The sequence below is a fragment of the Aphanothece microscopica RSMan92 genome, assembly GCF_046613545.2.
Taxonomy (GTDB): Bacteria; Cyanobacteriota; Cyanobacteriia; order PCC-6307; family Cyanobiaceae; genus NIES-981.
On sequence record NZ_JBKKKY020000079.1, the window covers coordinates 1 to 10,999 of the forward strand.

Annotated in this window: 12 protein-coding genes; 7 read left to right on the plus strand and 5 right to left on the minus strand. The window is 69.4% G+C overall.

Annotation, left to right across the window (positions count from 1 at the left end; translation table 11 throughout):
- The 4 genes from ACLD7X_RS14705 to ACLD7X_RS14720 form a co-directional block, all read left to right on the plus strand.
- Positions 1-571 (plus strand): hypothetical protein (locus ACLD7X_RS14705; protein ID WP_411424404.1); only part of this gene is annotated, 571 nt, incomplete at its 5' end.
- 86 nt (positions 572-657) lie between these two features.
- On the plus strand, positions 658-2,505 hold the full coding sequence (locus ACLD7X_RS14710; protein WP_411424405.1) for a peptidoglycan D,D-transpeptidase FtsI family protein: 1,848 nt from the start codon (positions 658-660) through the stop codon (positions 2,503-2,505).
- Positions 2,506-2,662: 157 nt separating this feature from the next.
- Positions 2,663-3,835, plus strand: coding sequence for a transaldolase (locus tag ACLD7X_RS14715; protein ID WP_411424406.1), 1,173 nt, complete (start codon positions 2,663-2,665; stop codon positions 3,833-3,835).
- 74 nt (positions 3,836-3,909) lie between these two features.
- The gene (locus tag ACLD7X_RS14720) at positions 3,910-4,287 is read left to right on the plus strand and encodes a Crp/Fnr family transcriptional regulator (protein ID WP_412007045.1); all 378 of its coding nucleotides are present in this window, start codon (positions 3,910-3,912) and stop codon (positions 4,285-4,287) included.
- 22 nt (positions 4,288-4,309) lie between these two features.
- On the opposite strand, the gene ACLD7X_RS14725 is transcribed toward ACLD7X_RS14720, so the two are convergent.
- From ACLD7X_RS14725 to pyrH, 3 genes are read right to left on the minus strand one after another with little or no spacing between them, the layout of a single operon-like run.
- On the minus strand, positions 4,310-5,464 hold the full coding sequence (locus ACLD7X_RS14725; RefSeq protein ID WP_411424408.1) for an NAD(P)/FAD-dependent oxidoreductase: 1,155 nt from the start codon (positions 5,462-5,464) through the stop codon (positions 4,310-4,312).
- 10 nt (positions 5,465-5,474) lie between these two features.
- Positions 5,475-6,014: a ribosome recycling factor gene (gene frr, locus ACLD7X_RS14730; RefSeq protein WP_411424409.1), complete on the minus strand. Its 540-nt coding sequence runs from the start codon at positions 6,012-6,014 to the stop codon at positions 5,475-5,477.
- A gap of 23 nt (positions 6,015-6,037) precedes the next feature.
- Positions 6,038-6,748: a UMP kinase gene (gene pyrH, locus ACLD7X_RS14735; protein WP_411424410.1), complete on the minus strand. Its 711-nt coding sequence runs from the start codon at positions 6,746-6,748 to the stop codon at positions 6,038-6,040.
- Positions 6,749-6,951: 203 nt separating this feature from the next.
- On the opposite strand from pyrH, the gene ACLD7X_RS14740 reads away from it, so the two are divergent.
- Positions 6,952-7,155 (plus strand): hypothetical protein, encoded by a 204-nt coding sequence (locus tag ACLD7X_RS14740; RefSeq protein ID WP_411424411.1) that lies wholly within the window; start codon positions 6,952-6,954, stop codon positions 7,153-7,155.
- A gap of 10 nt (positions 7,156-7,165) precedes the next feature.
- On the opposite strand, the gene cobO is transcribed toward ACLD7X_RS14740, so the two are convergent.
- Both cobO and ACLD7X_RS14750 read right to left on the minus strand, forming a co-directional pair.
- The gene (cobO, locus tag ACLD7X_RS14745; protein WP_411424412.1) at positions 7,166-7,903 is read right to left on the minus strand and encodes a cob(I)yrinic acid a,c-diamide adenosyltransferase; all 738 of its coding nucleotides are present in this window, start codon (positions 7,901-7,903) and stop codon (positions 7,166-7,168) included.
- Positions 7,904-7,971: 68 nt separating this feature from the next.
- Complete coding sequence (locus tag ACLD7X_RS14750; protein ID WP_412007046.1) at positions 7,972-9,177, minus strand: site-specific integrase; 1,206 nt, start codon at positions 9,175-9,177, stop codon at positions 7,972-7,974.
- A gap of 202 nt (positions 9,178-9,379) precedes the next feature.
- Between ACLD7X_RS14750 and hemH the strand changes: the two genes are divergently transcribed.
- Together hemH and ACLD7X_RS14760 are read left to right on the plus strand one after the other, a co-directional pair.
- A complete protein-coding gene (gene hemH, locus ACLD7X_RS14755) occupies positions 9,380-10,555 on the plus strand; it encodes a ferrochelatase (protein ID WP_411424414.1) in 1,176 nt (391 codons plus the stop codon).
- Between the two features lie 25 nt (positions 10,556-10,580).
- Positions 10,581-10,999: M23 family metallopeptidase (locus ACLD7X_RS14760; protein WP_411424415.1), on the plus strand; the 419-nt coding region annotated here is incomplete at its 3' end.

Below are 10,999 nucleotides of genomic sequence, written 5' to 3' on the forward strand. Positions count from 1 at the left end.
GGCCCACAAAGCCTTGCTGTCCAGCGGGCGGGGTGGTTCACTTGCGCAGTGTTCGGCTCCGACCGTGGTCGCCTCGTTCTCGCCTCGGCAGGCTTCCACCCAGCAGGTCCTCCAGCAGGTCCTCCACAGTGAAGGCAGGGTGCTGCTGTCCCAGGAGGGTCGCGGCGCCCTTGAGAGCAAGCCGCTGCAGCTGATCAACGGCTCCCTCTCCGCTCGCGCGGTGGAGCGTCGCGCTCCCTGGCTCGCCGGGCTGCACCGCGCCGCCGACGGCACCCTGGCCGGTCTCGGGGTCTGCATGCTGGCGCTCAGTGCCCTCACCCTCCACTGGCAGAACCACTGGGGCAGGAGCTTCCATGCCCTCGAAGCCTCCCAGGTGCTGGAACACCGGATGCAGGAGTCAGCCGCGCTGCTGGAGCAGCACCATCTCCAGGCGGTCCGCAAGCCGGGTTGGGTGGTGCCGACCAGCAGCGAAAAGCTGATCCATCTGCGGGCACCGCAGCCCAGGCCCGCCCAGCAGGCCGGTGCCCTGCTCGAGAGCCTCAGGATCAGGCAGATTCCAGCGGGCTACTGAAGTCGGGCCTCCCGAGCCCCTCCAGGCTCCACACCCCGCCACAGGCACGACCTCCCGCTCCCCCCTCCCTGCCCGGTCGCCCTTCGATGGCCCAAGCCCCTCCCCACCGTCCCCACCCGCCCGGCTCCTCCCGTCCCGTCCGCTCCACCCGCAGGGAGCGGGTGGTCACCTTCCAACCCCTGCCGACCCACCGGCTGCTGCTCGTCTACGGGTTGCTGTCTGCCGGACTGCTGGGGCTGGCCCTGCGGCTGGGCTGGCTGCAGGTGGTCGACAGCCGCAATCTGCAGAGTCGGGCACGGGCGATCCAGACCCAGGCCGTCGCGCCGATCGGCAAACGCCGCACCATCGTCGATCGCAACGGCCGCCTGGTGGCCCTGGACGAGGAGCGGTTCACCCTCTGGGCCCACCCCCGCTACTTCAACTTCCCCGGCGATGACCCCCAGAAGCTGCGCACGAACGCCGAGGTCGCCGACCGGCTGGCCACGGTGCTGGCCCAGCCGCGGGAAACCCTGCTGCAAACGATGGCGGGCCGCCGCAGTGGCGTGAAGCTGCGCACCGACATCGACCCCGAGACCGCCGACCGCATCCGCCGTCTCAACATCAGCGGACTCGACCTGGAGGCCTATCCCCAGCGGGTCTATCCCCAGGGCAGCCTGTTCGCCAACGTGGTGGGCTTCCTGAACCTGGAGCGCGTGCCCCAGGCCGGTCTCGAGCAGAGCCGCGACAGTGATCTGAAGCGCCACGAAACCACCCTCAGCATGCGCCGTGGTGCAGACGGCACCCCGCTGCCCGAGGGAATCGCCGCGGGGTCCCTCTACGGCGACGATCTGCGGCTGCAGCTCACCCTGGATGCCCGCCTGCAGCAGGTGGCCCAGCAGGCGCTGTTCAAACAGGTGAAGAAGTGGAACGCCAAACGGGGCGCAGCCCTGGTGATGGACGTGCGCAACGGGGAGATGCTCGCCCTGGCCTCGGTGCCCACCTACGACCCGAACCGGTTCTGGAACTTCAAGCCAGGCCTCTTCCGCGAATGGTCGGTGCAGGATCTCTACGAACCCGGCTCGACGTTCAAGCCGATCAACCTGGCCCTGGCCCTGCAGGAGAAGGCCATCCAGCCCGACGGCAAGGTGAACGATCCCGGCTCGCTGACCATCGGCGGCTGGCCGATCTTCAACCACGACCGCCAGGGCAACGGCCTGATCGACTTCCCCACGGTGCTCCAGGCCTCCAGCAACGTCGCCATGGTGAAGGCCATGTCCCAGGTGAAGCGGGAGCGGTTCTGGCAGTGGCTGAGCACCATCGGCATCGATGAACGGCCGGACACCGACCTGCCGGGAGCGGTCGCCGGTGAACTCAAGGACCGCAAGACGTTCATCAGCCATCCGATCGAACCCGCCGTGGCGGCCTTCGGCCAGGGCTTTTCGCTGACACCCCTGAAGCTGCTCCAGCTTCACGCGATGCTGGCCAACGGCGGGCGGCTGGTGAGCCCCCACATCACCCGGGGACTGCGCTCGGGAGATGCCCTCGCACCGACGCCCGCGGCGGGTGGCCTGCAGGTGCTCGATCCGAAGGTGACCCGGATCGTGATGGGCTGGATGGAGAGCGTCGTGGCCAACAGCGCCAGTCTGGGGATCCGCATCCCCGGCTACCGGATCGGCGGCAAGACCGGGACGGCCCAGAAAGCGGAGCGGGGGGTCTACATCCCGGGGGCCCTGATCACCAGCTTCGTGGGACATCTGCCGATCGACGATCCGCGCTATGTCGTCCTGGTGGTGGTCGACGAACCCAAGGGAGGCAACACCTATGGCTCCACGGTCGCGGCTCCTGTGGCACGCCAGATCATCGATGCCCTGGTGGTGCTGGAAGAACTGCCTCCCTCCGACCCGAAGGCGGCCATGACCAGCCAGGCCAAGGCGGCTCCTCCGGCGACCGACTGAGAGGGGCGACAGAAGCCTCGCCGGAAGCCGCAGCTGGTTCTCCAGCCCCGCCTGCAGCGGCTCCGCTCTGTTGCCATTCACGCAAGGAGCGTCAGGGGCCGCGGGGCAGATCCCGCAGGCTGGCTAGCCTGCGTCCATCACGGGACCATCGCCAGCAATGGCCAATCTTCTCGACCAACTGGCCGCCATGACCGTGGTCGTGGCCGACACCGGCGACATCGATGCCATCCGGCAGTTCACGCCGCAGGATGCCACCACCAACCCCTCGTTGATCCTGGCGGCGGCCCAGATCCCCACCTACCAGGAGCTGATCGATCGCTCCCTGCGGGAATCGCGGCAGGTGATGGGGGAGGAGGCCGGCGCCGATGCGGTGGTGCGGGAGGCCCTCGACGAAATCTGCGTCACCTTCGGCAAGGAGATCCTCAAGATCGTGCCCGGCCGGGTCTCCACGGAGGTGGACGCCAGGCTCAGCTATGACACCGAGGCCACGATCGCCAAGGCCCGGCGCCTGATCGAGCTCTACAGCCAGGCCGGCATCGGCAGGGATCGGGTGCTGATCAAGGTGGCCTCCACCTGGGAGGGCATCCGGGCCGCCGAGGCCCTGGAGAAGGAAGGCATCCACTGCAACCTCACCCTGCTCTTCTCCTTCGTCCAGGCCGTGGCCTGCGCCGAGGCCGGCGTGACGCTGATCTCGCCGTTCGTGGGGCGCATCCTCGACTGGTACAAGAAGAGCACCGGGCGCGACAGCTATCCCGGGCCGGAGGATCCGGGCGTGGTCTCCGTCACCGAGATCTTCAACTACTACAAGACCTACGGCTACAAAACCGAGGTGATGGGGGCCAGCTTCCGCAACGCCGAGGAGATCATCGAACTGGCGGGATGTGATCTGCTGACGATCTCCCCAGCCTTGCTCGAGCAGCTGCGCAGCAGCGAAGGGACACTGGAGCGCCGCCTCAATCCCTTCGACCCCGCCCCCACCCGGGAGCAGCTCCATCTGGACGAGCCGCACTTCCGCGCCATGCTGGCCGAGGATGCGATGGCCACCGAGAAGCTGGATGAGGGCATCCGCGGCTTCTGCAAGGCCATCGAGACCCTGGAGGCCCAGCTGGCCCATCGCCTGGCCGAACTGGAGGGCGGGGCCGCCTTCGGCCATGCCGTGCACGAGATCTTTCTGCTCAACGACCTCGATGGCGATGGCTGCATCACCCGCGAGGAGTGGCTCGGCAGTGATGCGGTGTTCGATGCGCTCGACACCGACAAGGATGGACGGCTGGCCCCCGAGGATGTGCGGGGTGGCCTCGGGGCAGCCCTGGCCCTCGCCAGCCGCTGAAGCCCCCACGGCCCCCTTCGGGGCCTCTCCTCCCCTGCTGCAGACTGGTCGCTCCGACTCCCCTCTGCGCCTCCGTGAACGCCCTTGACACCATGCGTGCCCTGGCCAGCACCGGCGAGGTGATCACGGTCGAGGCGGGCGAGCTGATCTTCCGCTCGGGCGAACCCGGTGCCTGCATGTTCGGCCTGCTCGAGGGCCAGGTGGAACTCAGCTGGAACGGTGACCAGGGCCATGAGCAGATCAATGCCGGCGACGTGTTCGGAGCCGGGGCTCTCGTCACCAGCGAGCACCGGCGCTACGGCGATGCCCGTGCCCTCAGCCGCTGCCGCCTGCTGGTGATGAACCGGGAGAAGTTCCTGTTCGCCGTCCAGGAATCGCCGATGTTCGCCATCGAATTGCTGGGGTCGATCGACCAACGGCTGCGCCACCTCAAGGACTGCACCCGGATCTGAGCGCCTGAGGCGGCGGGGAGCGTCAGCCCCGCTGGAACAGCAGCCGGCGGATCACCCGCTGGGCGATGTCGCCATAGCCCATCTCGCCGGAGAGGATCTGGGCGATCCGGCGCGGGGCCGTCGGCCGCTTGACGCCCAGCTGGTACCCCACCTTCGGCAGCCGGTAGAAGACCTGGGCCATCCGCCGTCCCCAGGCCATGGACTCACCCCATTCCTGGCGCATCGTGGCCGTGTAGCCCTCCAGGGCCAGGGCCTCGCCGGAGAGCCAGTGGTCCACGGCGGTGGCGGCGCGGCAGCCACTCAGCAGGGCCGGTCTGAGCCCCTCCGCCAGGAAGGGATCGCACAGGGAGGCCGCATCGCCGGCGAGCACCAGACCGTCGCCATGCAGGGGGTGGTGGCCATCCCAGATCCGCAGCCGACCGGTGGTGCGCAACCCCGCCTCGGCGGGGAAACCCAGGCTGGGCAGCAGCCTCGCCAGCACGGCCTCGGCCGCCAGGTCCTCCCGGCCGATGAAGGTGCCCAGACCGATGCTGTAGCCGCCATGGCGGGGGAAGGCCCAGCAGAACCCATGGCGCACCAGGCCGAAATCAAACCGGGCGGCGGCGGGATCCTCCACCGGGCCATCCACTTCCACCGACACGGTGGAGGCGTAGCGCGGCTGCCGCGGCCCCAGCCCCAGGGGGCCCGCCAGCCGCGACTCCGAGCCGTCGGCCACCACCACGGCGACGGATTCCAGGTTGGCCGTCGCCCCGTCAGGGGCGCGGATCGCCACGACCCAGCTGCGCTCCCGGCGGGCGATCCGCTCAACCCAGGTGCGGGGATGGAAGCGGGCGCCAGCAGCCACGGCCTGCTCGCTCAGAAAGCTGTCGAGAAGGGAACGCCGCACGATCCAGAAAGGGGCATCGCCCGGAAGCTCCGCCTGCACCGGATCCTCCAGCGCCCAGGTGAAGCACACGCGCCGGATCACCGTGTCGACGGCCGGTCGCAGATCGAACGGGAACAGCTGCTGCACCGAGGCGGCCATCCCCCCGCCGCAGGGCTTGGCGCGCGGGAACGTCGCGCCATCGAGCAGAAGAACGTCGCGGCCCCGGCTGGCGAGATGGAACGCCGCGGCGGCCCCGGCCGCGCCCGCTCCCACCACGATCACCTCGGCGCGGCTGCCGCCCGGGCCGGTCACACCCCTGCCCTCACACCTTGAGGATCTCGGCTTCCTTCTCAGCCAGATGCTTCTCCAGTTCGGCGATGAAGCGGTCGGTGAGTTTCTGGACCTTCTCCTGCTCGTCGCGGCTCTGGTCTTCCGAGAGCTCGCCGTCCTTCTCCTGCTTCTTGATCCGGTCGATGCCGTCGCGGCGGTTGTTGCGCAGCGCCACCTTGCCCTCCTCGGCGTACTTGGCGGCGATCTTGCAGAGCTCCTTGCGCCGGTCCTCGGTGAGCGGGGGGATGTTGATCCGGATCAGCCGGCCGTCGTTGTTGCAGGTGAGGCCGAGATCACTCATGGCGATGGCCTTCTCGATCAGCGCCACCGCCCCGGTGTCGAAGGGCTGGATCTGGATGGTCTGGGAATCGGGGGTGGACAGGCTGGCGAGGGATTTCAGCGGCGTCTCGGCGCCGTAGTACTCGACGCTGATCTTGTCCAGCAGGGAGGGGTTGGCCCGCCCGGTGCGGATGGTGTTGAAGTTGCGCAGGGCGGCTTCCACCGACTTGCGCATGATGGCATCGAGATCCATGGCGGGTGCTCCGGAACGGGGGCTCAGGCGGGGTGGATGCGGGTGCCGATCGGCTCACCCGCGACGGCCCGGCCGATGTTGCCGGGACCGAACAGATCAAACACCACGATCGGAATCGCATTGTCCTTGCAGAGGGCGATCGCGGCGCCGTCCATCACCTCCAGTTCGCTGCTGAGCACCTCGAGGAACGAGAGGCTCTCGTAGCGCCGGGCATCGGGATGCTTGGCGGGATCCTTGTCGTAGACGCCATCGACCTTGGTGGCCTTGAAGACCACATCGGCACCGATCTCGGCGGCCCGCAGCGCCGCGGTGGTGTCGGTGGTGAAGAAGGGGTTGCCGGTGCCGGCCGCGAAGATCACCACCCGTCCCTTCTCCATGTGGCGGATGGCCTTGCGGCGGATGTAGGGCTCGGCCACCTCCTGCATGGAGATGGCGCTCTGCACCCGGGTGGGCACCCCCGCCCGCTCGAGTCCATCCTGGAGCGTGATCGCATTCATCACCGTTGCGAGCATGCCGACGTAGTCGGCCGTGGCCCGGTCCATCCCGGCGGCGCTGCCCTTCAGGCCCCGGAAGATGTTGCCGCCCCCGACGACGATCGCCAGCTGGGTGCCGTCGGCGACGCAGGCCGCCACATCCGAGGCGATCGCCTGGACGATGGCCGGATCGATGCCGTAGCCCTGCTCACCCATCAGCGCCTCGCCGCTGAGCTTGAGGAGCACGCGCTGATAACCCATTGCCGCCACGGATTTGCCGCACCGTAGCAATGGCTCAGGAATGGGTCGGCATTGGCTCAGCAATGGCTGCTTGCTGCCATCTCAGCGTGGGGCCCTTCGGTGTGGGTGTGGGCCATTCAGCGGGGGGCCCATGTCGCCGTGGGCGCACCAGCGCCTTGCCGTGCCGCGGCCCGGGCGCTTGATTAGCCCAAAGCGGAGCGTCCATGGCCCCCGAACCCCTGCCACCCAGCGTGCGGTCGTGCCGGGTGATGGCCAGCCTCACGCTCTCCGCCCTGGAGCGGGCCAGCGGCGAGCAGGGAATCTGGAGAGAGCCCGCCGTGCATCGGGCCCTGCTCGTCAGTGGGCTGTCCGTGCTGATCAGTGGCCTCGGCCTGCTTCAGGAGGACCTGGGGCCCGGGAAGGGCTGAGCCCGCCTGCTCAGTATTCGATTCCGGGCTGGGCCTTCACGCCCTGCTCGCGGAAGGGATGGCGCAGCAGCTTCATCTCGGTCACCAGATCCGCCCGTTCCAGAAGGGACGCGGGTGCGCCCCGGCCCGTCAGGGCCACATGGGTCAGGGGCGGACGCAGGGCCAGACCCTCCAGCACCTGCTCCACCGCCAGGTAGCCGAGCTTCAGCGCCACGTTCACCTCATCCAGCACCACGAGGCGGCGACCAGGATCCGCCAGGTACTGCCGTGAGCGTTCCCAGGCCTGCTGCACCAGCTGGCGGTCCCGATCCCGGTCCTGGGTCTCCCAGGTGAAGCCCTCCCCGAGGGCATGCCAGTGGAGTGCCTCGCCGAACAGCTCCAGGGCCCGGGCCTCACCGGGTTGCCAGCCCCCCTTGATGAACTGCACCACGGCCACCCGTTCCCCGTGGCCGAGGGTGCGCAGCACCAGGCCCAGGGCCGCCGTGGTCTTGCCCTTGCCCTCGCCGGTGAAGACGAGCACCAGACCCTTCTCGAGGTTCCGTTCGGCCACCCGCTGGCGCTGCACCTCCTGGCGTCGGGCCATGCGCCGCCGGTAGGCCTCCTGATCGCGTTCCGGAGCCAGATCACCTCCCGGGCCGAGCTCCTGGGCGATCTGATCCAGGGGCGAGTCCGAGCCGGCCTCGCTCATGGCCTGAGTCGAGGCCTCAGTGATGGCCTCAGTCATGGCCTCGGTCGTGGGTGTGGTCATCACAGGAAGCTCACGGCAGGTCGGTCCTGACAGGGCGGATCCCCCACTCTGGCCAACCGTCCGCCCCCTCAGGCGGCCTGGGCGCTGCGGCCGTGGCGGGAGAGGGCCGCATCGACGGCCTGCTGCTGATCGCGGCGGGTGATCCAGTGGTGGTAGGTGCGGGTGTGAATCGCCACGGAGTGGCCCATCATCCGCGCCGCCACGGTGTCGGGCAGTCCGATGTGGATGGTGCGCACAGCCCAGGCATGGCGGAGGTCGTAGGGGGTGATCGGCAGCCCGTAGCGGCGGAACTGCTCGGCCACGCGGCGGCCGACCTGCTGGAGGGTGGTGCGGCGCAGATCCGTGCACACCGGCGGCAGGGCAGCCAGGACGGCCCCATGACCGCCCATCCCCAGCCGTTCAAGCCCGAAACGGTCGACCCAGTCCGGCTGGAAGGGCCACACCTGGTGCTCACCGGTCTTGCTGGTGGGCAGCACCCGGATCACGCGATCCCCCCCGGGAGCCAGGGCCGTGAGATCCGTGAAGAAGATTTCATGGTTGCGCAGGCCGTAGGTGGCCATCAGGCCATAGGCCAGCCGCCAGGCGGGATTGGGCACCTGCTCCACCAGCCGCAGGATCAGCTCGTCGCTGGGGAGCTGGCGGAAGCGGGCGGTGTGCAGGCCGTAGCCGCCGGCATGGTCCCCCCAGTCCGCGGGGAGCTCCAGCTGCAGGTGGCGGGCCAGGGCCGCCAGGGCGGTGCCGCACTGCAGCCGGCTGCGGCTGCCGGGCTCGTAGCTCTCCAGGGTGCGCCGCAGCAGCTCCTGGCCGACCGGCACCCCCAGGGCCGCCCCCTGCTGTTCCAGGCGCCGCAGATAGGGGCGGTAGGCGGCGGTCCAGGTGCTGCGCGCCCCGGCGGGGTTGCGGCGACGACGGGGATCGGCGAAGAAGGCGTCCTCGAAGCTCTGCAGCGGGGCGGCCCTGCGCTCACCGCTGCCGGGACCGGGAGCGGGCCGATCCGGCAGCGGCGCCGCAGACGATGGACTGCTCCAGTGGCGCCAGTCGAAGCCATCGAGCTCGAGCTGGCGCTGAACCTCCCGCAACCGCCCGAGCGCCTCCCACACCCCGGCCTCGTTGGCCGGCAGGGCCAGGCTGATGCGCTGCACCGGGCGCCGCGCCGTTCCCTGCCGGCAGGGCAGGGGGCCGCGCAGCCCGAGCCGGCCACCGCGACGCTCCAGTCGCAGACGGATGCCTGCGATGGCCAGCCGGGCATTGTGGTCGGCGATCAGCCGGTCCACGCGTCCGCCGGACGGGACAGAGGCCGCGTCCGCAGCAGCCGTGACAGCCTCCGCAGGGGCGGAGGCACCATCCAGCGTGGCGGCAGGGGGAGAAATGGCCGGGCGACCGACTGCGCCAGACCCTATCGATCGCCGCCGCACACCGCCAGAGCCCGGCGGCAGCGTTACGCTCACCGCCTGTACGCCGGACGGGACTCGGGGCATGGCCAAGGTTGGCGTGCTGTTGCTGAACCTCGGGGGCCCCGAGCGGATCCAGGACGTCGGGCCGTTCCTGTACAACCTGTTTTCCGATCCGGAGATCATCCGTCTGCCCAACCCCGCCCTCCAGAAGCCGCTGGCGTGGTTGATCAGCAGCCTCCGGGCCGGGAAGTCCCAGGAGGCCTACCGCTCGATCGGCGGGGGCTCACCGCTGCGCCGCATCACCGAACAGCAGGCCAGGGAACTGCAGAGCACCCTCCGCCAACGGGGCATCGAGGCCACCAGCTACGTGGCCATGCGCTACTGGCACCCCTTCACCGAGTCGGCAGTCGCCGACATCAAGGCCGATGGCATCGAGGAGGTGGTGGTGCTTCCTCTCTACCCCCACTTCTCGATCAGCACCAGCGGCTCGAGCTTCCGCGAACTCCAGCGTCTGCGCCAGACCGATCCCGGCTTCGCGCACCTGCCGATCCGCTGCATCCGCAGCTACTACGACGACCCCGGCTACATCGGCGCCATGGCCGAGCTGATTGCCCGCGAAATCCAGGCCTGTCCCGAGCCCGCCACCGCCCATGTGTTCTTCAGTGCCCACGGGGTGCCCAAGAGCTATGTGGAGGAAGCCGGCGATCCCTACCAGCAGGAGATCGAGGCCTGCGCGCAGCTGATCATGGAGAGGCTGGAACGCGACCTGGGCCATCGCAATCCGTTCACCCTGGCCTACCAGAGCAGGGTCGGCCCGGTCGAATGGCTGAAGCCCTACACCGACGACGCCCTCCACGAGCTCGGCGGCCAGGGTGTGAAGGATCTGGTGGTCGTGCCGATCAGCTTCGTGAGCGAACACATCGAGACGCTCGAGGAAATCGACATCGAGTACCGGGAGATCGCCACCGAGTCCGGCATCACCAACTTCCGCCGCGTGCCGGCCCTCGACACCACCCCCACCTTCATCAGCGGTCTGGCCGATCTCGTCCAGCACGCCCTCGAGGGCCCGGAGGTCAACCTCGACCAGGCCGCCGCCCTCTCCACCAAGGTCAAGCTCTACCCCCAGGACAAGTGGGCCTGGGGATGGAACAACAGCTCGGAAGTGTGGAACGGCCGCTTGGCGATGGTGGGCTTTTCCGCTTTCCTGCTGGAACTGCTCAGTGGACGGGGACCGCTCCATGCCCTGGGACTGCTCTGAACCCCAGCGGCGGGCAGCCAGACGCGTGCACCGGTGGCTCGCCCTGGCCTCGGCCCTGCTGCTGGGCACCCTGCTGGCCCCCCCGCGAGCGGCGAGCGCCAACCCCTGGAGGCTCGGTGCCTTCCCGGTTGCCCAGTTCGCCGGCTACACCAGCGCCTTCGGCATGCGGGTCCATCCCCTGGCCGGGGATCGGCGCCCCCACTACGGCCTGGACATCGCCGCACCGATGGGGTCGCCGATCCGCAGCTGGTGGGCCGGCGTGGTTCAGGAGGTCATCAACGATGGTGGCTGCGGCGTCGGGCTGGTGATCCGCTCCGGCGGGTATGAGCACATCTACTGCCATCTCTCCGGCCGGGCGGTCGGGGACGTGTACCAGAGCGGCTCCGTCCGTCTGGCCACGGGTATCGGGGTGCGCACCGGCCAGGTCATCGGCCATGTGGGCAT